20 protein-coding genes are annotated in these 23,070 nt (G+C 63.7%); 5 read left to right on the forward strand and 15 right to left on the reverse strand.

Translation table 11 applies throughout. From position 1 onward, the window contains the following. Positions 1 to 39 precede the first annotated feature (39 nt). Positions 40 to 2,511 (forward strand): TonB-dependent receptor, encoded by a 2,472-nt coding sequence (locus tag AC1RRJ_RS02355; RefSeq protein WP_493120107.1) that lies wholly within the window; start codon positions 40 to 42, stop codon positions 2,509 to 2,511. Positions 2,512 to 2,593: 82 nt separating this feature from the next. Here the strand turns inward: AC1RRJ_RS02355 and AC1RRJ_RS02360 are convergent, their stop codons facing one another. After that, complete coding sequence (locus tag AC1RRJ_RS02360) at positions 2,594 to 2,755, reverse strand: hypothetical protein (RefSeq protein WP_493120108.1); 162 nt, start codon at positions 2,753 to 2,755, stop codon at positions 2,594 to 2,596. Between the two features lie 366 nt (positions 2,756 to 3,121). Between AC1RRJ_RS02360 and katG the strand changes: the two genes are divergently transcribed. Continuing rightward, entirely contained in the window at positions 3,122 to 5,311 is a 2,190-nt protein-coding gene (katG, locus tag AC1RRJ_RS02365; protein ID WP_493120109.1) for a catalase/peroxidase HPI, read from the forward strand. 136 nt (positions 5,312 to 5,447) lie between these two features. On the opposite strand, the gene AC1RRJ_RS02370 is transcribed toward katG, so the two are convergent. After that, complete coding sequence (locus tag AC1RRJ_RS02370) at positions 5,448 to 5,882, reverse strand: hypothetical protein (RefSeq protein WP_493120110.1); 435 nt, start codon at positions 5,880 to 5,882, stop codon at positions 5,448 to 5,450. Between the two features lie 80 nt (positions 5,883 to 5,962). Further along, positions 5,963 to 6,553 (reverse strand): TetR/AcrR family transcriptional regulator, encoded by a 591-nt coding sequence (locus tag AC1RRJ_RS02375; protein WP_493120111.1) that lies wholly within the window; start codon positions 6,551 to 6,553, stop codon positions 5,963 to 5,965. A 100-nt stretch (positions 6,554 to 6,653) separates the two neighbouring features. Between AC1RRJ_RS02375 and AC1RRJ_RS02380 the strand changes: the two genes are divergently transcribed. Beyond that, complete coding sequence (locus tag AC1RRJ_RS02380; protein ID WP_493120112.1) at positions 6,654 to 7,229, forward strand: inner membrane-spanning protein YciB; 576 nt, start codon at positions 6,654 to 6,656, stop codon at positions 7,227 to 7,229. Positions 7,230 to 7,362: 133 nt separating this feature from the next. Here the strand turns inward: AC1RRJ_RS02380 and AC1RRJ_RS02385 are convergent, their stop codons facing one another. The 6 genes from AC1RRJ_RS02385 to AC1RRJ_RS02410 form a co-directional block, all read right to left on the reverse strand. Further along, positions 7,363 to 10,149 (reverse strand): DUF3857 domain-containing protein, encoded by a 2,787-nt coding sequence (locus AC1RRJ_RS02385; protein ID WP_493120113.1) that lies wholly within the window; start codon positions 10,147 to 10,149, stop codon positions 7,363 to 7,365. Positions 10,150 to 10,446: 297 nt separating this feature from the next. After that, complete coding sequence (locus tag AC1RRJ_RS02390; protein ID WP_493120114.1) at positions 10,447 to 10,767, reverse strand: DMT family transporter; 321 nt, start codon at positions 10,765 to 10,767, stop codon at positions 10,447 to 10,449. 141 nt (positions 10,768 to 10,908) lie between these two features. After that, positions 10,909 to 11,508, reverse strand: coding sequence for an ABC-type transport auxiliary lipoprotein family protein (locus tag AC1RRJ_RS02395; protein ID WP_493120115.1), 600 nt, complete (start codon positions 11,506 to 11,508; stop codon positions 10,909 to 10,911). An 11-nt stretch (positions 11,509 to 11,519) separates the two neighbouring features. Then, complete coding sequence (locus AC1RRJ_RS02400; protein WP_088474206.1) at positions 11,520 to 12,461, reverse strand: MlaD family protein; 942 nt, start codon at positions 12,459 to 12,461, stop codon at positions 11,520 to 11,522. Continuing rightward, on the reverse strand, positions 12,461 to 13,327 hold the full coding sequence (locus tag AC1RRJ_RS02405) for an ABC transporter ATP-binding protein (RefSeq protein ID WP_493120116.1): 867 nt from the start codon (positions 13,325 to 13,327) through the stop codon (positions 12,461 to 12,463). Before AC1RRJ_RS02405 ends, AC1RRJ_RS02400 begins: the two co-directional genes overlap by 1 nt. Beyond that, positions 13,327 to 14,433, reverse strand: coding sequence for an ABC transporter permease (locus AC1RRJ_RS02410; protein ID WP_493120117.1), 1,107 nt, complete (start codon positions 14,431 to 14,433; stop codon positions 13,327 to 13,329). The genes AC1RRJ_RS02405 and AC1RRJ_RS02410 overlap by 1 nt, the downstream gene beginning before the upstream one ends. A gap of 89 nt (positions 14,434 to 14,522) precedes the next feature. Here AC1RRJ_RS02410 and AC1RRJ_RS02415 point away from each other — a divergent pair, with 89 nt between their 5' ends. Continuing rightward, positions 14,523 to 15,233 carry an HAD family hydrolase gene (locus AC1RRJ_RS02415; RefSeq protein ID WP_493120685.1) on the forward strand — a complete coding sequence of 237 codons (711 nt, stop codon included), beginning with the start codon at positions 14,523 to 14,525 and terminating at the stop codon, positions 15,231 to 15,233. 32 nt (positions 15,234 to 15,265) lie between these two features. Here AC1RRJ_RS02415 and AC1RRJ_RS02420 read toward each other — a convergent pair whose 3' ends face one another. From AC1RRJ_RS02420 to lgt, 6 genes are all read right to left on the reverse strand, one after another. After that, complete coding sequence (locus AC1RRJ_RS02420; RefSeq protein WP_493120118.1) at positions 15,266 to 16,591, reverse strand: cystathionine gamma-synthase family protein; 1,326 nt, start codon at positions 16,589 to 16,591, stop codon at positions 15,266 to 15,268. Positions 16,592 to 16,664: 73 nt separating this feature from the next. Beyond that, positions 16,665 to 17,948, reverse strand: coding sequence for an MFS transporter (locus AC1RRJ_RS02425; protein ID WP_493120687.1), 1,284 nt, complete (start codon positions 17,946 to 17,948; stop codon positions 16,665 to 16,667). A 114-nt stretch (positions 17,949 to 18,062) separates the two neighbouring features. Further along, complete coding sequence (gene pgeF, locus AC1RRJ_RS02430; protein WP_493120120.1) at positions 18,063 to 18,824, reverse strand: peptidoglycan editing factor PgeF; 762 nt, start codon at positions 18,822 to 18,824, stop codon at positions 18,063 to 18,065. Continuing rightward, positions 18,821 to 19,339, reverse strand: a complete 519-nt coding sequence (locus AC1RRJ_RS02435) for a GNAT family N-acetyltransferase (protein ID WP_493120121.1) — start codon at positions 19,337 to 19,339, stop codon at positions 18,821 to 18,823. The genes pgeF and AC1RRJ_RS02435 overlap by 4 nt, the downstream gene beginning before the upstream one ends. Beyond that, positions 19,336 to 20,346 (reverse strand): class I SAM-dependent methyltransferase, encoded by a 1,011-nt coding sequence (locus tag AC1RRJ_RS02440; RefSeq protein ID WP_493120688.1) that lies wholly within the window; start codon positions 20,344 to 20,346, stop codon positions 19,336 to 19,338. The genes AC1RRJ_RS02435 and AC1RRJ_RS02440 overlap by 4 nt, the downstream gene beginning before the upstream one ends. A 52-nt stretch (positions 20,347 to 20,398) precedes the next feature. Continuing rightward, a complete protein-coding gene (gene lgt, locus AC1RRJ_RS02445) occupies positions 20,399 to 21,274 on the reverse strand; it encodes a prolipoprotein diacylglyceryl transferase (RefSeq protein WP_493120122.1) in 876 nt (291 codons plus the stop codon). A 77-nt stretch (positions 21,275 to 21,351) separates the two neighbouring features. On the opposite strand from lgt, the gene AC1RRJ_RS02450 reads away from it, so the two are divergent. After that, positions 21,352 to 23,058 (forward strand): class I adenylate-forming enzyme family protein, encoded by a 1,707-nt coding sequence (locus tag AC1RRJ_RS02450; protein ID WP_493120123.1) that lies wholly within the window; start codon positions 21,352 to 21,354, stop codon positions 23,056 to 23,058. The last annotated feature ends 12 nt before the right edge of the window (positions 23,059 to 23,070 follow it).

Below are 23,070 nucleotides of genomic sequence, written 5' to 3' on the forward strand. Positions count from 1 at the left end.
ACCGGATGTGGTGATTTTCTTTCGCAACAGGGAATTACCATGACTGCCAATTATTCTTCGCGCCACCGACGCCTTCCTGCCACCTCGCTGACGCTTTCGCTTCTGCTGGCGATTGCCGCCACACCCGCCGCCGCCAATGAAACGGCAGCCGATGCGGCCGCCGACGCCGCAACCTCCACCGCCGATGAAGGCGCCGCCACGCAGGGCAGCTATGGCGGCGATATCGTCGTCACCGCGCGTCGTCGTCAGGAAACCGCGCAGGACGTGCCGATCGCGATGTCGGTCGTCGCGGGCGAACAGATCGACAATACGGGCAGCTTCAACGTCGGCCGCCTCACCCAGCTGACCCCGACGCTGCAATATTATTCGTCGAACCCGCGCAACACCGCGGTCAACATCCGCGGCATCGGCGCGCCGTTCGGGCTGACCAATGACGGGATCGAGCAGGGCGTCGGCATTTATGTCGACGACGTCTATTATTCGCGCGTCGCGTCCTCGACCTTCGACTTCCTCGACGTCGCGCAGATCGAAGTGCTGCGCGGGCCGCAGGGCACGCTTTACGGCAAGAACACGACTGCGGGCGCGATCAATATCACGACCAACCAGCCGACGTTCGATTTCGAGGGCAAGGCCGAACTCAGCATCGGCAATCTGAACTTCAAACAGGCGAAGGCCGCGATTTCTGGCCCGCTGTCGGACAAGCTGGCGGCGCGTATCGCGATTTCGTCGACCAGCCGTCGCGGCACCATTCGCAACGTCGCGACCGATCGCTGGGTCCAGAGCCAGGATAATATCGGCGTCCGCGGGCAGCTTTTGTGGCAGCCGAACGATGACCTCAGCATCACCCTCTCGGGTGACTGGAACAAGCAGGACGCGGTATGCTGCGCCTCGGTCTACGTCCGTACCGGCGCGACACAGCGGCCGCTCAACCGTCAATATGCGGCACTCGCAGCGGCGCAGAATTATGTCGTTCCCAGCACCAATCCCTATGACCGGCTGACCGACCTCGATGCGAACCTCAATGCCGGTAATGAAATCGGCGGCGCCGCGCTGCGCGTCAAATGGGACATCGGCCCCGGTACGCTGACCTCGGTCACCGCATGGCGATACTGGAACTGGAAGCCCGAGAACGACCGCGATTTCACCGGCCTGCCGATCGTCACCAAATCGCAGAATCCGTCGCAGCAGGATCAATATACGCAGGAACTGCGCTACAATTACACCGCCGACCGGTTCGACTTCGTGATCGGCGGCTTCTATTATTACCAGCGCATCGACACGCAGGGCACCGAAGCCCACGGCCCCGCGTCGAGCCGCTGGACGCTCAATCCGACGAGCGCGCTGGCGAACAATCCGGCGGTGCTCAACGGGCTGACCGCGATCAACACCCAGTATCTCAAGAACACCAGCGCCGCGCTGTTCGGGCAGGCGAGCTGGAAGGTCACCGACCAGTTCACGATCCAGCCGGGCGTGCGGCTGAACTATGACAAGAAGGATGGCTTCTATCAGCGCCGCGTCTTTGCCGGCGACGGGACCCCGGTCGTCTTCGGTCCGACCGATGCGATCACCGTCGCGCGGCTTGGCGTTTTTGCGCCGCAGGAAATCTCGCCCTCGTTCAGCGACTGGAACTTCAGCTATGATTTGACGGCTACGTACAAGGCGACGTCGGATCTGCTGTTCTATGCGACCTATGCGAAGACGTTCAAATCGGGCGGGATCAACCAGAATGGCGTGCCGACCGATGGCGCGAACAATCCGATCCTCGCCGCCGCGACGGTGAAGCCGGAATCGGTCAATCATTTCGAAGCGGGGGTGAAGAGCGAATTCTGGGACCGGCGCATCACCTTCAACCTCACGGCGTTCCGCACCGACATCAAAAATTATCAGGCCAATGTGAACAATGGCCAGTTTGGTGTGCTGCGCGGCTATCTGGCCAATGCCGGCAAGGTGCGCACGCAGGGCGTCGAGGTCGATTTCTCGGTCCGCCCGAGCGAGCGGTTCCGCGCCTATGCCAATGGCGCTTTCACCGACGCGAAATACAAGCGCTTCGTCGATGCGCCATGCCCGCCCGAACTGTCGGGCGGCGGCACCGGGGCCGTGATCGCGGCGCCGGGAACGCCGGGAAACAGCCCTCAGAATTGCGACATTTCGGGTCAGCGCCTGCCGGGCGTGTCGAAGGTGGCTCTCTCCTTCGGGGCGGAGGCGAACGCCGAATCGTCGCTGTTCGGGAAGGATGGCCAATTTTATCTGGGTTATGACGGCAGCTATCGCTCCAGCTTCTCGTCGAACCCGTCGCCGTCGGCCTATACCTGGATCAAGGGCTATTCGCTGTCGAACTTCCGCGCCGGTTTCCGGACGGAATCGGGCTTCGATGTCTATGGCTGGGTCCGCAACGCGTTCAACCAGAATTATCTGGAACAGCTGAGCGTCGGTCCGGGTAACACGGGGCTGATCGTCGGTCTGCCGGGCGATCCGCGCACCTGGGGCGGGACGATCAAAGCCACCTTCTGACGAAGGGATACGGGCAGCTTTGGCTGTCTGCAAAGGAAAAGGGGCCGCCCGCAGGCGGCCCCTTTCTCGTGCCGGCTGTTGGTCAGCCCTGCTGCGGACGATTGCGGTCGCGGTCGGGTTCGCTACCCGCTTCACCGCCCGGCTGGCGGGTCTGACCGCCCTGCTGTTGCTGTTGCTGGCGACGCTGTTCTTCCTCGCGCTGCGCCGGCGTTTTCTTCTGGTTCTGGTTGGGGTCGTTAGCCACTTTCCTTCTCCTTGCAGTCGCGCCATGCGATCATGTCGCGACCCTTTAGCAACCCGCCGCCGTCGCCCATGTTCCCCCTGCGGCCGGCTCATCGCCGGGGCGTGGCGCTTTTGAGACGAGGGCCACGATCCGTCCCGCACGGGCGCGTGGGTGATCGGATCACTCACTTACTGAATTCAGCATATTTGGTTTTGTCGATGGGAGGGCGCCGCCTATCCTTCCCCGGTCAGAGCGAAAGGATGATGCCATCGACTCATGGTTTTCCTGCGTTTTCCGCGATTCGGCGACTTCGCCGTCGTCCCGCCGTCATGCGCCGGTCATCCCGACACGCCATTCCTGTCCAACGATCATAAGAGGAGAGACTGTATGAACGCCGAAACCCCCGTGGACCCCGCAAAGGGTTGTCCGGTCAACGGTGACCGGTTCCGCTCGCTGCTCGGCCGGACGAACCGCGACTGGTGGCCCGATCAGCTGCCGATCGAAATATTGCACCAGGGCGGCGTCTCGCCCGACCCGATGGGTGCCGATTTCGACTATGCTGCGGCGTTCAAATCGCTCGACTATCAGGCGGTCAAGGATGACCTCACCGCGCTGATGACCGACAGCAAGTCGTGGTGGCCCGCCGACTATGGCCATTATGGTCCCTTCTTCATCCGCATGGCGTGGCACGCCGCGGGCACATACCGCACCGCCGACGGACGCGGCGGTGCGAACAGCGGGCAGCAGCGCTTCGCCCCGCTCAACAGCTGGCCCGACAATGGCAATCTCGACAAGGCGCGCCGCCTGCTGTGGCCGATCAAGCAGAAGTACGGCAGCAAGATCAGCTGGGCCGACCTGTTCATCCTGACCGGCAATGTCGCGATTGAATCGATGGGCGGGCCGGTGTTCGGCTTCGGCGGCGGGCGCAAGGACGTCTATGAAGCCGAGCGCGATATCTACTGGGGCGCCGAGGATCTGTGGGTCAATGAGGGCGTCCAGACGCGCATCGATCCCGACAAGCAGCTCGACCTCGAAAACCCGCTCGCGGCGATCCAGATGGGGCTGATCTATGTCAATCCCGAAGGGCCGGGGGGCAATCCCGACCCGCTGCAATCGGCGCGCGACATCAAGGTGACGTTCGAGCGCATGGCGATGAGCCATGAAGAGACGGTGGCGCTGACCGCCGGTGGCCATACGTTCGGCAAGGCGCATGGCGCGGGTGATGCCAGCCTGATGGGGCCGCCGCCCGAGGGTGCCGACATCAGCTTGCAGGGCCTTGGCTGGTCGAACGGTTTCGAAACCGGGGTGGGCGCGCATGCGATCACCAGCGGGATCGAGGGCGCGTGGGTCAACACGCCGACCGAATGGTCGGAGAATTTCTTCCGCCTGCTGCTCGACTATGACTATGAACTGGTGCGGAGCCCGGCAGGCGCGCAGCAGTGGCAACCGGTCAACCAGAAGGAAGAGGATAAGGCCCCCGACGCCCATAATCCCGGCAAGCGCGTGCCGACGATGATGACGACCGCCGACATGGCGCTGAAGGTCGATCCCGAATTCCGGGTGATTTCGGAGAAGTTCCGCAACGACCATGAAGCGTTCAAGGATGCCTTTGCTCGCGCCTGGTTCAAGCTGTGCCACCGCGATATGGGGCCCAAGGTTCGCTACCTCGGCCCCGAAGTGCCTGCCGAAGACCTGATCTGGCAGGATCCGGTTCCGGCTGGACTGACGCCGTCGGACGCCGATGTCAGCGCGTTCAAGGTCGCGATCCTCGGTTCGGGGCTGAGCGTTGGCGAACTGGTCAAGGCGGCGTGGGCCTCGGCCTCGACCTTCCGCAAGTCGGACTATCGCGGCGGCGCCAATGGCGCGCGCGTTCGTCTCGCGCCGCAGAAGGATTGGGCGGTCAATGATCCGGCCGACCTCGCGAAGACCCTCGCGAAGATCGGCGAGTTGCGCGGCAATTTGTCGATGGCCGATGCGATCGTGCTGGCGGGATCGGCGGCGGTCGAGAAGGCGGCAAAGGATGCCGGCTTCAATGTTGCGGTGCCGTTTACCGGCGGGCGGGGCGACACGACCGACGAATGGACCGATGCCGAAAGCTTTGAGGTGATGGAGCCGAAGGCCGATGGCTTCCGCAACTATCTCGCAACCAGGCATAGCGTGAAGACCGAGGAACTGCTGCTCGATCGCGCGTCGTTGCTCGGTCTGTCGGCGCCCGAACTGACGGTGCTGATCGGCGGGCTCCGCGTCCTCGGTGCCAATACGGGTGGCAGCAAGCATGGCGTGTTCACCGACCGCGTGGGGCAACTGACCAACGACTTCTTCGTCAACCTGCTCGACATGGATACCGTCTGGCAGGTCGTTGATACCAGCGGCGACGAGGAGTTCATCGGCTATGATCGCGGCGGGCGTACCCAGCGCTGGACCGCGACGCGCACCGACCTGATCTTCGGTTCGAACTCGCAACTGCGCGCGACGGCCGAAGTCTATGCCGAAAAGGGGCATGAGGAGAAGTTCGTGCGCGACTTCATCAAGGCGTGGACCAAGGTGATGAACGCCGACCGGTTCGACCTCGCCTGATCGACGGAGGTTGAAAAGACGACGGGTCGCGGGCCCGCCCCCGGGGACATAAGCCCGGGGGCGGGCCTTTCTTTTTGTTCGCCGGAGTGGCGGATCCGGAAGTCCTTAAAGTCACAAAAGTCCCGCACACACGCATTCAGAATGTGTCCTTTGTGGCTTTAAGCGGCGCTGCGTCCTCGCGCAGCGCAGAGCGTATGACATCCATGTCGGGACCACCGGTGACGTCGATCGCGCCGCCGCGCAAAATGCGGACTGTCGTGATGCCGTTGAGCGCGCGGTCCATCGCATAGTCGAACTGTCGCATCCGGCCCATAGAGATGGCGCGGTCCCACGCTTGGGCAAAGCTGGCGGCGCCGGGGCGCTCGCGCAAGCGATATGCGGATCGCCGGCTCATGCCGATCGCCCGCGCGGCCTGTCCGACCGAGCCCATTGCCTCGAGCGCGCGAATGAAGCCTTGCTGGGTTTCGGGCGTCCAGCCGTCGGCGCGGTGGCGCTGGCATGGGACGGGGATGAAGGCGAGACAGGTTCCGGCGAGCAACGTCGCGGAGGTTTGCGGTGCGATCTGTTCCATCCACCAGCTTGGAGCATGGCGGAATAATGTAGGAAAGCGGTTTTTCCGGGGCCTGAGTTGCGAGCCGTCAGGGGGAGGGCTCAGTCCAGCGTCAGCATGTCGTCGAGCAACGCTATCGCGTCGGCCTTGGGTGCATTCGCGTCAAGCAGCGGATTGAGGCGGTCGTCGAGCAGCAGGATCGCATAGCCATGGACCATGCTCCATGCGCGCGCGGCGTGGGCGCGCGCAGCGCGTTTGGCGGCGGGGTCGTCGGTGTGGAGCGCCTCGACCGCGCCGGTCAGGGTGCCGAAGGCGCGGGCCATCGCGTCGTGGAGCGCGGGGCGGGTCTTGTCGAGGCGTTCGCCGCGAAACATCAGCTGGAACAAGCCGGGTTCGGCAAGGGCGAATTCGACATAGGCGCGGCCGGTCGCGTTGAGCTTGTCCTGCGCCGAGGTCTCGGCTGCAGCGGCGGCGGCCATGCGGTCGGCGAAGCGGGTGAAGCCGATCGCTGCGAGTTCGCTCAGCAGGCCGGTGAGGTCGTCGAAATGATTTTTGGGCGCGGCATGCGAGGCGCCGACCTCGCGGGCAACGCCGCGCAGGGTGAGGCCGGCGACGCCGTCGCGGTTCACGATGGTCTCGGCGGCGGCGAGCAGGGCAGCGCGCAGATCGCCATGATGATAGGGTTTGGTCATAGGCTGGGCTTAGCGCTCCCATATTGACGCTGTCAATTTAGCGCTTGACTCGCACTCGCGGCATTTGCAATATTGACAGTGGAAATATTGGAGGTCGATCATGTCCAAGCAGCTTTTCTATGCCCTCGGCCCGCTGATCTTTGACTCGCTTGGCGTGATCCTGTTTGCCGTTCTGCTTGCACTTGACGTCGATCTGATTGTCGCGACCATTGCCGGAACGGCTGTCGCCTGCGCGGTGGTGGGGTGGGAGCTTGTCCGGGGCAAGCCGGTTGCGGCGCTGCAGTGGATCAGTCTGGTGATGATATTGTTTTCGGCAGGGGCGACGATGCTAACCGGCGATCCGCGCTTCGTGATGGTCAAGCCGTCGATTGTCTATGTCGTGATCGGCGCCGCGATGTTGCGGCGCGGGTGGATGAATCGCTATATTCCGCCCGAAGAGCTGCCGCTGGTTGGCGATGTGATGACGCGCTTTGGCTTTATCTGGGCAGCGATGATGTTCGCGACTGCGATCGCCAATCTGGTCGTTGCGATTGCCTTCACGCCATGGTGGCCCGCGTTTATCGGATTTTTCCCGATGGCGTCGAAGCTGGGGCTGTTCGCAGTGCATTTCGCGATTGTTCAGATTGTCGCGCACCGGCGGCGGCGGATGGAAGTTGCCGTTGCCGTCGAGCGATGACGAGACTGGCGCGAAGCCTGTCTCGTCATCCCCGCCTGCCCGGGAACAGTGATGCTATAGCGCGCCGAAAACCGACATCCGGCGTTCCCGGGCGATCAACGAAGTGGCGGCTGTTGCGCCGCATAGCCGCCGGTCACGGCTTGATCCCGTATCCTGCATAGGTCTTGTCGATCTGGCCATTTTGAAGTCGGGCGAGCGCAAGATCGGCGAGCGCGCCGGCTTTATCGTCGCCACGACTGCGGATGATCCCCCGCATATAGAGCGATCCGGGCTCGCCCGGATTGAGTTTCAGCGCGGCATCCAGATCGGCGCGGGCTTCATCGGGCCGGCCGAGCCTGAAATAGACCATCGCCCGGCTGTCGAGTACCGCGGCGGCGTTTTCGCTCAGCTCGATCGCGCGCGTGCAGTCCTTGAGCGCGACATCAAGCTGGATCTCCCGTGTTCCGCGAAGCCAGCACAGCGCGTTGAGCAGGCCAGGGTCGCCAGGGCGGTCGCCGAGGGCTTCGGCGAGCAGCGCCGCACCTTCTTCGGCGCGAGCGGCTCTACCGAGCGCTTCTGCCTTGAGGTTGACCCAATCGCGCTTGTCCTTGGCGTCTGCCATCTGCGCATCGGCGATCTCGAGTGCGTCGGCGGTCCGGCCCAACTCGGTGAGCAAGCTGACCTTCTGCGCGAGCGCATCTGCCGATTCAGGATTGAGCGCCAGCGCCTCTTCGACATCGGCCAGCGCCTGGGCATTCTCGCCAAGCATGGCCTTCAGCCAGGCCCGCTGTTGATAGATGTCCGCTGTCGGCGCCCGTGTGATTGCCGCATCATAATCGGCTATGGCCGCCTTATAGTCGAAGATGCCACTGTTGAAGGCCGCGCGGTTCAGATAATTATTCGCTTCGTCGGGATCGTCGTCGATCGCTTTCTGGTAGGCGGCGAGAAGTGGGGCGAGGCGGTTCGTTTTTCGAGCGCTCGCAATTTCTTCGACGCGCGAGGGGTAGCCTGCCGGCGCGCGCAAACGAAATTCATTTTTCCTGAGCAGCGCGGCCTGCGCGCGAGCGGCGGGAAGCGCATTGGCGGGCAGCTCGATGCCCTTCGCCCACAGGCTCTCATGGTCTTCGAACCGGTTGCCGCCGAGCCGCGCGTCGCGTTTCAGGACGAATCCGGCGATCTCGCGATCCGTCTGCGCTTCACCTTCGGTCGTGAAAGCAGCGTCACGCGGGAGTGTCAGGTTGAGCCGATACTCCATCGACATCGGATTGCCGGTGGCGACGGGAATGTCCCGCCAGGCGGCGCGCGCGCGGTCGATTTCGAGCTTGAAATCACCGACCAGCCCCTTGATCGCAAAGGAGGGCCGTTCCTCGCTGCGATCCCAGGTCAGATTGCCGATGCCCTTGGCGCGGATCGTGCCAAGGCCCCGCTTCTCGTCGATCTCGATCGAGCGGCTGTAGATCACACCGTTATTGATAAACTCGCCAAGCGCACCCTGGGCGAACTCGCGAAGCTGATCGGGTTTGGCCTGTGCTTTGAGGGTCGCCAGCGGTGCGGCCATCGCGCCGCGAAGCGTGAAGGTGAGGTCGAACAGCGGCGGAAAGGCGGTGCCCGCCGACTGGTCGTAATCGATGGCGATCACCATTTGGGGGCGTGCCGGGCGTCGCTCCGGAAGCGGAGTGATATCGTGACCCTCGCGCGTCAATGGCAGCGTGAAGGCAAAGGGAGGCACATCGGCCAGATCCTCGATATGCGTGCCGGCGGTCGTGCCGTCCAGCCAATAGTCGGTGCCGTCGATTGTGGCTTCGACGATAACATGGTCGAAGGCAGCCAGCGTCGGCAGCCGGTCGCGCAGAAAATCTCCGGATGTCGAATGCACTAGCGCCGCGCGCGCCTCGATACCCAGCCGGCCGAGTATCGCCAGCAAAAGCAGCGTCTTGGCCTTGCAGTCGCCATAGCGCAGCGACCATGTGGCTTCAGGGGACTGCGGCACATAATTGCCGTTCTCCATTCCGCGATACAGATAGCGGATTTCGTTCTGCACGAGGCGCAGCGCCGCGTTGGCACGCGCTTTCGGATCGACGGTCGTGGCAGCGATCCGTTCGATTTCGGTCGCAAGGGCCCCGCCGTCCTTGATCGTGTCCGCGGTTGCATAGACCGGCGCGATCGTGCGCGACAAATCAGCCCAGGAGGTGAAAGTCGAGAATTCGAGCCCGGGCACACGGCGGAAACGCAGCGGCGCATCCTGAGGCATCTCGTCCTGCTTGGCGAGCGGGGAGGATTGTGTGAGGATATGATAGCCGGCCTTGTCGCTCTCCGCAGGCGCGAGACCCTTGCCGAACATCTTCCATTTGACGGGAAGGTCCTTGGGCCACAATATTCGTACCGACCCCGCCGCGATCGGCGCGGGTTCGGCGGGCAGGTCGATCAGCGCCTCGCCATTGCCTTTGAGCACGGATGTACGTTCGACAAGTGTCGTCGAAAAGCGGACGGTGTCGCCAACGCGCAAATCCTCGATGGGTGCAATCGCGGTCAGTTGACCGTCGATCGCGCGCTGTTCGAAATCCTTCTCACGGCGCAGCACGTTGAGTTTCAGCCCCTGCGCGAGCAGGTCGATCGGTTTGCGGTCGCGGATGATCTCGATCTTGTGGACGATCAGATCGCCGCGGTCGGGTTGCCATTCGAAGCTCATGTCGCTCCAGTTGCGCAGCGCCTCTGTGGACTGGATGCGAAAAGCGCTGTCAGCGAAGGTCGATCTTTTGTCGCCTTCGATCAATATTTGCCGGTCGACGAGCAGCCATGGCTGTGCGTTCGTTCCATCGGTCAGCGGAGCGCTGTTCAGGGTGACCCAGGCGCCCGGCGGCGCATAGAGCGGCACCTCGGCGGCAACCGCCGGCGTGGCAAAAGATATCGCCGAAATGGCGAGATAAACTCTATAATCCAAGATATTCGCTCCCCAGTTTGGAGAAGTCTAGTCAAGACTCGCCGGGGCAGCAATGTGCGACAGGACACAAGATGGTATTTATTGAAGGGGCTGCCCGCTTTTGGACTATCATCTCTATCGCTTGCGCACGGGGAGCGGGTCGGAGTTCGTGGCCATGAAGAAGATTGATCGAGCGCGATCTTTTCTCCGTATAACGAGCAGCCGCCCCGGCCGCGAATATTCAAAATTCCCGCGAAAGGAAAAATTCCGCCCGCGTGCGCCGCACGTCATGAATGTCCTGCTCTGCAGCCTCTCAAATCAGGTCGAAGAAAACAGCTTCGTGCCGACGACCCCGATGACGATCAGCGCCATGAAACCCACTTGGATCCCGTTCACTTTCTCGTCGAAATAGAGAATCCCGCCGATAATAACCCCGACCGCGCCGAGCCCGGTCCAGATCGCATAGGCGGTTCCGGCCGAGATACCGCGCATCGCAAAGGCGAGCAGCGCCATGTTCACAAAGCTCAGCGAAACGGGAATGATCGATGCCTGCCAGGTGCCGACAGTTGCGGCCCATTTGAGGCTGAGCGCCCAGACGATTTCGGTGCAGACGGCGATTGCGAGGATGATCCACGCCATATCAAATTCCTTCGAGTGCGGGCTCGAAAGAAATGGGCGCAAACCGGAAACCCGAAAGAGGCTGCGCGTATCGACAGGCGATGTTGTGCGGGCGCCATTAGAGCCAGCGGTGCGAAATGGCAACCCGCGCGGGAGCGCGGCTTAGCTGCCCAACCAGCTCGCCACTTCGGCGGCGACCTTGTTTGCCGCGCGGGTCAGCGCGGCGCCGGTGGCCTTGGCCTCGACCTTGCCGCCCAGCGCCTCGCGTGCTTCGAAGCGCCGCTGGGTGACGCTTTTGCCCGCCGTCGATACCAGCATCGCCTGATAGACGACGACCGCTTCGTTGGTCCGCTCGTCGACGCCGAATTCCATGAGCTGTCCGGCGAGCTGTTCGCCCGGTGCGGTCAGATATTGCCCTTCGTCGAGGATGACGCGCGACGTGCGCGCCGACACGGTTTCGGAGAGCAGCCGCTGGAACAGACGCGATGGCGCCTCGACCCACTGTGCGTCCTGCACATAGGCGACGGTGCCGGCACCCTGTTGCACCGGGATGCGTACCGTGCGCAATTTCTGCGGTGCGGTAGGGATCAGGATGGTCAGCGTCGCGGCGTCGGCGGCGGTGCGCGCCGCGCCTGCGGCCGGCGCAGCGTCGGCGTCGAGTGTCAGCAGGAAGGGCGGCGGCTTGGCGCCGAAACTGACGCAGGCCGACAGCGACACGGCGCCAAGAGCAAGGAGCAGGGGCGTGCGAAGACGGCGGGTCATGGACAATATCCTCATGGCTTGTAATCCGGCAGCTTGTTGCCGCCGATGACCGCTCCGGCGCCCTGCTGGTCGAGCTTGTCGGTCAGGCTGGACAGGGTGGAGGACGTACGGCGGAGGTCGCGGATCAACGCATTGGCTTCGGGAATGGTCGTTTCGCTGAAGGTCTGGAGCCCGGGTCGCGCATCGGCGATCGCACCTTCGAGCGTCGCCATCGATGCGCTCGCCGATTTCAGCGTGTCGCGCAAATTGGCCATTGCCGGGTCAACGTTGCGATCGATCGTGCCCTGCGCCGACGCCGCGAGGCTGCCGATCTGTTCGGCGGCATTGCCCGTCTGCTGGATCGCGATGCGCGTGTCGGCGAGCGCCTTTTCGATCGCGGGGCCGTTGCGTGCGAGAATTGCCGTCGATTGCTCGACATTTTTCAGGATCCCGGTGAAGCTCGCCTGATTTTCGTCGTCGGCCAGCTCGGCGAGGCGTTCGGTCAGCGTCGACAGCCGCTGAAGCAGCTGGGGGGCGGTGTTGAGCAATTCGCCGAGCCCGCCCATGCGGTTGGGGATCACCGGCTTGCCTGCGGGCCCCTTGTCGGCGATCGGCGGCGCACCCTTGACCCCGCCGTTGAGCGAAATCTGCGAGACACCGGTAAAGCCGACGCCTTCGAGCGCAGCGGTGGTGCCCTGAACGATCGGTATGCCCTCGTTGACTTCGATGCGGACGCGGACGAATTGCGGGTCGTCGGGAAGCAGCGCGATTTCGCGGACCTGGCCGACCGGCACGCCCGAATATTGAACCTGCGCGCCCTTGGTCAGCCCGTCGACCGATTGCTTGAAGAAAATATCAAATTCGCGCTTGGGGCCGCCGCTGTCGTTGGCGAGCCAGACGACGAAAAAGGCGAGCGCCGCTGTGAACAGCAGGACGAAGGCGCCGACCAGCACATTGTTCGACCGTGTTTCCATCAGCTTTTCCTATCCTGCCGCTCGGCGGCGATATTGCAGCCTGCTGCGGCGCGGCCGCGCGGCCCGTTGAAATAATCCTGTATCCACGGATGCTCGGTGGCAAGCAGTTCCGGGATCGTCCCCACCGCGATCACCTTTTTCTCGGCGAGCACTGCAACCCGGTCGCAGGTGGCGTAGAGGGTGTCGAGGTCGTGGGTGATCAGGAAGACGGTCAGGCCCATCGTATCGGCAAGCTCGCGGATCAATTCGTCGAATTTCGCAGCGCCGATCGGGTCGAGCCCGGCGGTCGGTTCGTCGAGGAAGAGCAGTGCGGGATCGAGCGCGAGCGCGCGGGCGAGCCCGGCGCGTTTGACCATGCCGCCCGACAGTTCGGCAGGAAATTTGGGGCCGGCGTCGGGGGGCAGGCCGACCATCGCGACCTTGTAGGCGGCGATCTCGTCGAGCAGGCGCTGGTCGAGGCGAGGATAATATTCGCGCAGCGGCACCTGGATATTCTCGGCGACGCTCAACGTCGAGAAGAGCGCGCCTCCCTGAAACATCACGCCCCAACGGCGGCGCAGGTCGCGCGATTCCTCTTCGTTGGCGATGGTGTCGAGCGTCTTGCCATAGACCTCGATCTCGCCCGCCGCCGGGGTCTGCAACCCGACGATCGAGCGCATCAGCACCGACTTTCCGGTGCCCGACCCGCCGACGACGCCCAATATTTCGCCCGAGCGGACGTCGAGGTCGAGCCCGTCGTGGATCACTGCTTCGCCGAACTGGTTGCGCAGCCCGCGAATACGGATCGCATAGTCGAACTTCTCCGGCCGCACCGCGTCGGCGGCCGCCAGTTCCTGCTGGATTTCGGCATGCGTGTCGTCGCTCATCAATTCCATCCGATCGACGAGAAGAAGACGGCGAACATGGCGTCGAGGACGATGACGAGGAAGATCGCGGCAACCACCGCCGAGGTCGTGCGCTTGCCGACTTCCTCGGCATTCTGGCGCACCTGCATCCCTTCGTAACAGCCGGTGACGCCGATCAGCAGGCCGAACACCGGCGCCTTGATCAGCATGATCCAGAAATCGGTCATCGGGATGATTTCGCGCAGCCGCTGGATATAGGTGAGCGGCGGCATATCGAGCCCGACCCAGACGAAGGCGCCGCCGCCCATGATCGCGCAAATGCTGGCGTAGAAGCCAAGCAGCGGCATGGTGATCGTCGACGCCGCGACGCGCGGCAGCACGATCGCTTCCATCGGAGAAACACCGATCGTGCGCATCGCGTCAATCTCTTCGGTCAGTTTCATCGTGCCGATCTGCGCGGCGAAGGCCGAACCCGACCGGCCCGCGACCATGATCGCGGTCATCAGCAGGCCCAACTCGCGGATCGAGGCGCGGCCGACCAGATTGATCGTGAACACCTCCAGCCCGAACTGGCGCAGCTGTACCGCGCCCTGCTGCGCGATGACGATGCCGATCAGAAAGCTCATCAGGCCGATGATGGGCAGCGCGTCGAGCCCGACGGTCTGGAAGCGGGTGACGACGGCGTTCCAGCGCAGCCGGCGGCGGGCGCGGATCTGGATACCGAGCGCGATGATCATCGCGCCGAAAAAATCGATGATGCCCAGCAGCTCGTGCCAGATTGACCGGCTGGCGGTGCCGATCTGCTCGAGCGTGCGGACCCAGGCCGGGCGGCGATCGCTGTGGACGCGATATTCGCTCTTGTCGCTTGCGAGGGCGTCGAGCAGGCGGCGCGCCTCGTCGCTTGCGCCGACGATTTTGGCGCCATGTTCGTTGACCGTGCGCGTTACGATCCACGCCCCGACGGTGTCGATCCGGTCTATTGCCGACAGGTCGAGCGTCGAAATCGATCCCAGCTCGCCGAGCCGTGCGGGCACGTCGCCGAGGCGCGCGAGCGTCAGCCGGCCCGAAAACCGGACCTCGGCGCCATCGGCACCCTCGCTATGTTCGAAATCCGCACTGGCCACCATCGCGCGGAGGACATTGGATGATTTGCCCCGGAACGGCAAGTGAATCCCGCCCCTTGGCCGCCGGACGGTGCGGCTCTATGAGCGGGAAGATGGAAGTGCCGCCCACCCCCGACTACGCCCACCGCGTCGCCATGTACGACATGGACCGCACGATCACCCGAGCGGGGACTTACAGTGGCTTTTTGATCCATGTTGCACGGCGGCGTCAGCAATGGCGACTGCTGCTGTTGCCGCTCGTCGGGATCGCCGGAGCGGCTTACTCGTTGCGCCTGATCGACCGTTCGCGATTGAAGGCCATCAACTTGCGCCTGCTCGTCGGCAAGCGTTTTGCCCGCGCCGAAATTCTGCCGCTCGCGGAAAGCTACGCCGACAAGGTCGTTGCTGGCGGGCTCCACCCTGCCGCGCTCGAGCAGATCGCGGCCGACCGTGAGGCGGGATATCGCGTGCTGCTCGCGACCGCATCCTTTCACCTCTATGTCGATGCGATCGCGCGGCGGCTCGGGATTGACGATGTGCTCGCGACGCGGCTCGACGAGCCCGATGGTGCCGACCATATCCACGCCCGGCTGGCGGGCGATAACTGCTATGGCGAGGCGAAGTTCGCGCGGATCGCCGACTGGCTGGCCGCCAATGCGATCACCCGCGATGGCGCGCATATCCGTGCCTATTCGGACCATGTGTCCGACCATCCGATGCTGCACTTCGCCGACGAGGCGGTGGCGACGACGCCATCGCGGAAGCTCAAGCGGCTGGCGCCGCGTATGGGCTGGCAAGTCGTCGACTGGCGCGCGCGAAAGTAACGCCCCTCCCGCAAGCGGGAGGGGGAACAAGCTCAAACTGCCGCCAGCGCCTGTTCGAAATCGGCGATCAGGTCGTTCGCATCTTCGATACCGATCGAGATGCGCACCAGATTGTCGGTGATGCCCATTGCCTTTTTGCGCGCGTCGGGAACGGACAAATGCGTCATCGCCGCCGGGTGGCTGGCGAGGGTTTCGGTGCCGCCGAGGCTGACCGCGAGCTTCGCGATCTTCAGCGCATCGAGAAAACGGAAGCTCTCTTCCTCGCGGCCCTTGATGAACAGCGAAAAGGTCGATCCGGCGCCGGTGCAATGGCGGTCGAAAATATCCTTTTGCGACCCGTCTTTCAGGAAGCCGAGATAGCCGAGCCCGTCGACCTTCGGATGGTCGCGCAGATAGGCGCAGACCTTCTCGGCATTTTCGCCCGCACGGCTCATCCGCAGTTCGACGGTTTCTAGCGACCGCAGCAGCATCCACGCGGTGTGCGGGTCGCAGATCGTGCCGATCGTGTTGCGCATCATGCGAATGGGACCGAGCCAATGCTTCGACCCCAGCACGCCGCCTGCGACCAGATCGCTGTGGCCGCCGGCATATTTGGTCAGGCTGTAGAGGACGATGTCGGCGCCATGCGCGAGCGGTTTCGACCAGAGCGGGCCAAGGAAGGTATTGTCGATCGCGATGGGCGGCTGCGCGCCTTCGGGAAAGGCGGCGGTCACAGCGGCACGCATCGCCTGGACGTCGACGAGCGCGTTGGTCGGGTTGGCCGGGCTTTCGAGATAGACCATCGCGACCTTGCCGCCCTGTGCCGCCGCCATCTCTCTGGCGCGGGCGAGAATCGCATCCATCTCGGCGCGCGAGGCTTCGGCGGGGAAATCGACATAGGTGGCGCCGAACCGGGACAGGATGCGCGCGATCAGCGTTTCGGTCGCCGCATAGAGCGGCCCCGAATGGACGATGACGTCGTTCATGCTGACATGCGCGAGCAGCAAGGTGGCGATCGCCGACATGCCGCTGGAAAAGACCAGCGCATCCTCCGCCTTTTCCCATACGCCGAGCCGGGCCTCGAGGATTTCCTGATTCGGGCCGTTGAAGCGCGAATAGACGAGGCCGTCGGCGCCGCCGGGGCGTTTGCCGGTGATGCCTTCGAAATGGCGCTTGCCTGCGGCGGCGCTTTCGAAGGCGAAGGTCGAGGTCAGAAAGATCGGCGGCTTCAGCGATCCTTCGGACAGCATCGGGTCATAGCCATAGCCCATCATCAGCGTCGACGGCGACAGCGGATGGCCGCCGATTTCGGTGACGTCCTTCTTCGGTTTGCGGCGCGAAGTGGTGCCGGTCAGGTCGCTGTTGTCAATCGGGGGCATGGGGGATTCTCCGTGGGAATGGTTTCAGTCGAAACTAGCGTTGTTTTGTCCCTCCGTCACCCCGGCATGGCCGCTAATCCTCGACGATCAGGCTCCGCTCGCGGGTTTCGGGAAGCAGCAGCGTCGCGACCCCGGCCATCGCGATCACCGCAGCGACATAGAAATAGAAAACCCATTCGACGCCTGCGCCCTTTAGCCCCAGCGCCACCATTTCGAGCGTTCCGGCGAAGATCGCATTGCCGATGGCATAGGGCAGGGCGACGCCCAGCCCGCGAATATGCGCGGGAAACAGTTCGGCTTTCACCAGCGCATTGTTCGCGCTGTAGCCGCTTTGCAGGGTGAGCGGGATCATGATGAGTAGCGCCGCGACATAGGGCGAAGTGACATGCTCCAGCGTCATGAAGGTCGGCACCGCGACGATTGCGCCGCCGATCCCGAACAGCAGCAACATCGGCTTGCGCCCGAACCGGTCGGCGAGTGCCCCGAACACCGGCTGCATCGCGGTGAACCACAGCAGCGCGGCGGCGATGATATAGGTGGCGGTCGCCTTGTCGAAACCGACGGTGTTGTAGAGATATTTCTGCATATAGCTGGTGTAGGTATAGGCCGCGAGCCCGCCGCCCGCCGACAACATGCCGACAAGGATGCTTTCGCGGCGATGCTCGCGCCAGAGCAATGCTGCGGTCGATGCCGGGCGGTCGACTGCCTGATTTTCGAACGAGGGTGTCTCGGCGAGATTGCGGCGGAGGACATAGACGCCCAGCGCCAGCAAGGCGCCGATGACGAAGGGGATGCGCCAGCCCCATGCCGTCAGCTCGGCTTCGGTAAGGAAAGCTTGCAGCACGACGGCGACGAAGATCGCGCAAAGCTGCCCGCCGCACAAAGTCATATATTGGAAGCTCGCCCAGAAACCGCGATGTTCGCGCGGCGCCATTTCGGACAAATAGGTCGCGCTCGCGCCATATTCGCCGCCGAGCGACAGGCCTTGCAACATGCGCGCGACCAGCAAGGTTGCGGGGCCGAGCAGCCCGGCCATCGCATAGGTCGGCGCGACCGCGATCAGGATCGACCCGCTGAACATCAGCGCGACCGATAGCGTTAGTCCTGCCTTGCGCCCGCGCGTGTCGGCGAAACGCCCCATCACCCACGCGCCGATCGGGCGCATGATAAAGCCAACGGCAAAAATCGCCGCGGTGCTCATCAACTGCGCGGTGGGATCGGCCTTGGGGAAGAAGACCGGGGCGAAATAGATCGCGAAAGCCGCATAGGCGAACCAGTCATACCATTCGACCAGATTGCCCGCCGATCCACCGATGATCGAAACCAGCCGCTTGCGCGGTATCGCCAAGGCCTTCATCCGCTCGTCTCCCCCAACCCGTTTTTCTTTCGTCACCCCGGACTTGATCCGGGGCCCCGCTTGTTCAAAAAGCCGGACCCCGGATCAAGTCCGGGGTGACGATGAATGATGCGTCTATCGCAGCCCGATCACCGACAATTGCCGGCCATAGCTGTTTTCATTTTTATGGCAGGCGCGGCGATAGCTGAAATAGTCCTCGGCCTCGGCATAGGTGTCCTGACCGCCGATGGCAATTCGCCGCACGCCCGCCGCGGCGACGCGTGCGGCGACATAGGCGGCGATGTCGAACATCGCATGCCCCGGTCGTCCCGCGGCGAAGAAATGCTCGTTGGCGGGATCCTCCGCAAGGAAGCGTTGGACGAAATTCTCGTCGACCTCGTACGAGGCGCGGGCGATGCATGGTCCGATTGCGACAGCGATATGGGCGCGGGTGGCGCCGAGGCTTTCCATCGCGGCGATCGTCGCGTCGGTGACACCCGCGAGGGCGCCTTTCCAGCCCGCATGCGCGGCGCCGACCACACCTGCATCCGCATCGGCGAACAGCACCGGCACGCAGTCGGCCGTCAGGATGCCGAGCAAAATGCCGGGGGTCCGCGTCGCGAGCGCATCGGCCTCGGGCCGCGCGGTCAGATCGCTGTCGCCATTGACGATGACGCAGCGATTGCCATGGACCTGATAAAGGCCGGTGAGTGTTGCGCCGGGCAACGCCGCTTCGGTCACGCGCTGCCGGTTCTCGGTGATCAGCGCGGGATCGTCGTTCGACCCCAGCCCGCAGTTGAGCGAGGCAAGCTCGCCGGTCGATACGCCGCCGCGGCGTCCGAAGAAGCCATGCGCGATATCGCCCAACGACGGTGCGGTGGCGAAAGGGACTGTCACAGGTCGAGCCTCCAGATCCGGTCCTCGTCGATATGATTGCCGACGCGAAACGGATTGCGGCCGACATCGACGAAACCATAGCGGCGGTAAAAGGCCTGCGCGCGCGGGTTTTCGGTAAAGACCGAGAGATACAGGATCGACGCGCGCTCGCGCGCCCAGGCGATTCCCCATTCCATCAAGGCCGCGGCGACGCCGGTGCCCTTCGCAGCCTCGCCGACATAGAGCTGGTGGAGTTCGGTCGCATCGTCGCCCGGCTGCCCTGCGGGCAGGTCGAAATCGATCGGTCCCATTTTGACGAAGCCCGCGATTTCGCCGCTCTCGCCGCGCGCCAGCGCGATCGTCCACGCGGGGTCGGCAAGCTGGGCGCGGATGCGTTCGGGCGGGTTCCAGCCGGTCAGGAAGGTCGCCAGATCGGCGGGGTCATAAATATGGCCGAAGGTGCGCTTGAAGGCGTCGACCGCAAACAGGTTCAATTCGTCGGCATCTTCGTCGCGGGCCAAAATCAGATTCGTCATGCTGCCTTTCCAGTCGCGCCAAATCCTTCGGGGAGGGGCCAGCCCGGCGCGTGGATGGCCATGATCTTGAACAATTCACCCATCGCATCGGGTTTCACCAGCCGGTCGCGCTGCGCCGCCAGTTCGTCGGCGCGATCAGGGGCGGCGCGGGCCAGCGCCTGCGCCCGCGCGTCGATGCCGAGGCCTTGCAGCCACGCCCCTTGGCCGACCGGTCCGGCAATGCGGACCCCGGCGCGCTTCGCGGCGTCAGCAAGTGCGGTGAAATCGACATGGGCAGTCAGGTCAACCTCGCCCGGATCGACGAAGGGATCGGCAAAGGCGTGCGCCTTGACCGCCTGCAACGTGTCGCCTGCGGCGGGGCCACCATAGCCATAGTCGATTGTCAGCATCGCGCCGCCCTGCCGCGCGATGCGAAACGCGCAATGCTGCATGATCGCGGCGGCGACAGGGGCGGTCTCGACGATCGCGCCTTCGCTCCGCTGGCGCAATGCGGTGGGGATCGCGTCATCGGCCGGCACGTCGCCGGGAAGGGGCACCAGCTTTCCGTCCCGCTGCCGAACCACCCGTTCGCGCCAGCCGTCCGCGGTCTTCACATATTGGTGGACCGGCAGCGCGTCGAAAAATTCATTGGCGACGATGATCATCGCGTCGGTGCCGGGCAGATCGGTGACACTGTCATGATGTTCAGCTGCGGGCAGGCGCGCCAGTTGCGCCGCGCGCAATGACGGGCTGGTTTCAACGAGATGGATCTCCAGCGGCGTGCAGCCGAAACGCGCCATCGCGCGCAGCGCATCGGCGGCGAGCGTGCCGCGTCCGGGGCCCAGTTCGACATAGCGAAAGGCGGGGCTTCCCGCGCGCAGCCACAGGTCGGCGATCCAGATGCCGACCATTTCGCCGAACATCTGGCTGATCTCGGGCGCGGTAGTGAAATCGCCTGCGGCACCCAGCGGATCGCGCGTCGCATAATAATGCGTATTGGCCGCCGCCATATAATCGGCGACGGTCATCGCGCGCGCGGCAGCGATATCCCTGATGATCTGCTCGGGGCTCGGTGGGCCGTCAGGCAATGCTGTCGGTTCCCGCGATCGGTTCGACGCGCTGGCGGCGGCCCTTGGCGGTGGCGACGAGCCACACGCCGATCACGATCATCGGCAAGGTCAGCGTCTGGCCCATCGTCAGGCCCCACGACAGGGTGCCGAGCTGGACATCGGGCTCACGGACGAACTCGATCGCAAAGCGGCTGACACCATAGTCTATTGCTGCCACGCCGAACAGGAATCCGGGCTTGTAGCGCGCGTCGGTGCGCCAGAAGAGCCAGCTGAGGATTAGCATCATCACCAACCCTTCCATTCCCGCTTCGTAAAGCTGGCTGGGGTGGCGCGGGTCCATCGTGCCACTGCCCGGAAAGATGATCGCCCAGGGGACGGTCGTCGCGCGGCCCCACAGCTCGCCATTCACGAAATTGGCGAGGCGGCCGAGGAACAGGCCAAAGGGAACGATGCAAGCGACATAGTCGCAGAAACGCAGGAAGCTGAGCTTGTCCTTCTTCGTCATATACCAGATCGCGATGAGCACGCCGATCGTCCCGCCGTGCAGCGACATGCCGCCATCCCACAAACGGAAAATGCCGATCGGGTCCTCCAGATAGGCGCCGAGATTATAGAAAAGCACATAGCCAAGCCGCCCGCCGATGATGATTCCGAGCATGGCATAGAAGACCAGGTCGTCGGCGTGGCGGCGTGCCATCGGGGCGCCGGGCTGGGCGATCAGCCTGAGCAGATACCAGTAACCGAGGAAGATGCCCGCAAGATAGGCGAGCGCATACCAGCGGATCGGCAGACCGAAGACGCTGAACGCGATTTCGCTGTTCTCTCCCATCAGATCATGGAAGTTCACATATTGCGTTGCTTCGGTTAGAGTTGCAAAAAGAAACATAAGTTCTCGAGACCTTCCCCAGGACAGGCCTTCCCCATAAGGGGTAAGTGCATCGAGACCAAGAGGAGAGATACCCCATGCCATCCGCGCTCGATCTGCGCCTGGAAGCTGCCTATAATCTGATCACCGGCCCCGGTGGGCCCATCCAGATCGGGTCCGTCGAACGCTTTGGCCAGCGGCTGCCTTTCATCACCAATGCGCCGACCAATTTGGCCGATTATATTGCCTTTTTCGCGATGCAGCATGGCGATGCGACCTTCCTCGTCGAGGGCGACGAGCGGCTGAGTTTCAAGCAGGTCTATATGGCGGCGCGTCAGGTCGCGGCGGGGCTGATCGATGGCCACGGCGTCCAGCGCGGCGACCGCGTCGCGATAGCGATGCGCAACGCCAATGCGTGGTGCGTAACCTATTTGGGCGTGCTGATCGCGGGCGGCTGCGCGACCCTGCTCAACGGCTGGTGGCAGGGTGCCGAACTGGCTGCGGGGATCGAGGATAGCGAGGCAAAGCTGGTCATCGCCGATCCGCAGCGCGCGGCGCGTCTGGCCGAAGCCCCGCATGGTGCAAAGGTCGTGACGCTCGACATCAGCAAGCCCCTTGCCGAAGCGCTCGCTCCCATTACCAGCGCGGGCGGCAGCGCCGACACGGTGTTGCCGACGCTGACCGGGCAGGATCTGGCGACGATCCTCTTTACGTCGGGCTCGACGGGCCAGTCGAAGGGTGCCTATTCGCGGCATGAGGCGGTGGTGCAGGCGATCTTCAACTATGTTGCCCAGACCGCGGGCATCGTCGTTCTGCTGACGCAGGATGGCCAGATGTCGGATATTCAGCCCGCGACGCTCGTGTGCACGCCGCTCTTTCACGTCACCGCCGAAATTCCGGTCTTCATGCAGAGCCTCGCGCTCGGGCGCAAGCTGGTGCTGATGCCGAAATGGAACGCTGAAGAGGCGATGCGGCTGATCCAGGACGAGCAGTGCAATTATTTCGTCGGCGTGCCGCTGATGAGCTACGAGATTCTCGTCCATCCGAACCGGTCGAAATATGATTTGTCGACGTGCAAAAGCTATGCCGCCGGCGGCGCCCCGCGTCCGCCCGAGCATGTGAAGCGCCTTGCCGAGGGGATGGATGGCGGCAAGCCGCTGCTCGGCTATGGCCTCACCGAAACCAATGCGGTCGGCTGCGGCAACCTCAACGAAAATTACATCGACAAGCCGCTGTCGACGGGGCCGGCGTCGAAGCCGCTCGTCGATCTCGCGATCCTCGACGATAATGGCAATGAACTGGTGCAAGGTCAGGTTGGCGAAGTGTGCATCCGTTCGATCGCCAATTTCGAAGGCTATTGGAACAACGAAGCCGCGACGAAGGCGGCCTTTTTCGACAATGGCTATTTCCGTTCGGGCGACCTCGGTTATCTCGACGAGGATGGCTATCTCTTCATCGTCGACCGCAAGAAGGATATCATCATCCGCGGCGGCGAGAATATCAGCTGCCAGGAAGTCGAAGCCGCGATCTACGAGCATCCCGAGGCGAATGAATGCGCGGTGTTCGGCCTGCCCGACGAGCGTCTGGGCGAAATCGTCGGCGCTGTGATCTGGATGAAGCCCGGCAGCACTGTTGACGCCGATGCGATGATCGCCCTTCTCGGCCAGCGTCTGGCGCCGTACAAGGTGCCCGCCCGGATCTGGATGTCGAATGACGCCTTGCCGAAACTCGGCAGCGAAAAAATCGACAAGGTCACGCTGCGCAACCAGTATCGCGAGGCTTTTGGCGCGCAGGCGGTCGCGTAACGGGTGGTCCTT

This window comes from Sphingopyxis sp. GW821-FHT12C06, from assembly GCF_058807415.1.

Bases quoted from the DNA above. Each gene is read 5' to 3' on its own strand.
- AC1RRJ_RS02410 (WP_493120117.1), bottom strand. From the start codon at position 14,433: ATGGTGGCCAGTGCGGATTTCGAACATAGCGAGGGTGCCGATGGCGCC.
- AC1RRJ_RS02370 (WP_493120110.1), bottom strand. From the start codon at position 5,882: ATGGAACAGATCGCACCGCAAACCTCCGCGACGTTGCTCGCCGGAACC.
- AC1RRJ_RS02440 (WP_493120688.1), bottom strand. From the start codon at position 20,346: ATGACCGTCGCCGATTATATGGCGGCGGCCAATACGCATTATTATGCG.
- AC1RRJ_RS02450 (WP_493120123.1), top strand. From the start codon at position 21,352: ATGCCATCCGCGCTCGATCTGCGCCTGGAAGCTGCCTATAATCTGATC.
- lgt (WP_493120122.1), bottom strand. From the start codon at position 21,274: ATGTTTCTTTTTGCAACTCTAACCGAAGCAACGCAATATGTGAACTTC.
- AC1RRJ_RS02405 (WP_493120116.1), bottom strand. From the start codon at position 13,327: ATGAGCGACGACACGCATGCCGAAATCCAGCAGGAACTGGCGGCCGCC.
- katG (WP_493120109.1), top strand. From the start codon at position 3,122: ATGAACGCCGAAACCCCCGTGGACCCCGCAAAGGGTTGTCCGGTCAAC.
- AC1RRJ_RS02395 (WP_493120115.1), bottom strand. From the start codon at position 11,508: ATGACCCGCCGTCTTCGCACGCCCCTGCTCCTTGCTCTTGGCGCCGTG.
- AC1RRJ_RS02355 (WP_493120107.1), top strand. From the start codon at position 40: ATGACTGCCAATTATTCTTCGCGCCACCGACGCCTTCCTGCCACCTCG.
- AC1RRJ_RS02390 (WP_493120114.1), bottom strand. From the start codon at position 10,767: ATGGCGTGGATCATCCTCGCAATCGCCGTCTGCACCGAAATCGTCTGG.
- AC1RRJ_RS02435 (WP_493120121.1), bottom strand. From the start codon at position 19,339: ATGACGAATCTGATTTTGGCCCGCGACGAAGATGCCGACGAATTGAAC.
- AC1RRJ_RS02420 (WP_493120118.1), bottom strand. From the start codon at position 16,591: ATGCCCCCGATTGACAACAGCGACCTGACCGGCACCACTTCGCGCCGC.
- AC1RRJ_RS02425 (WP_493120687.1), bottom strand. From the start codon at position 17,948: ATGAAGGCCTTGGCGATACCGCGCAAGCGGCTGGTTTCGATCATCGGT.
- AC1RRJ_RS02380 (WP_493120112.1), top strand. From the start codon at position 6,654: ATGTCCAAGCAGCTTTTCTATGCCCTCGGCCCGCTGATCTTTGACTCG.
- AC1RRJ_RS02400 (WP_088474206.1), bottom strand. From the start codon at position 12,461: ATGGAAACACGGTCGAACAATGTGCTGGTCGGCGCCTTCGTCCTGCTG.
- AC1RRJ_RS02375 (WP_493120111.1), bottom strand. From the start codon at position 6,553: ATGACCAAACCCTATCATCATGGCGATCTGCGCGCTGCCCTGCTCGCC.
- AC1RRJ_RS02415 (WP_493120685.1), top strand. From the start codon at position 14,523: ATGGAAGTGCCGCCCACCCCCGACTACGCCCACCGCGTCGCCATGTAC.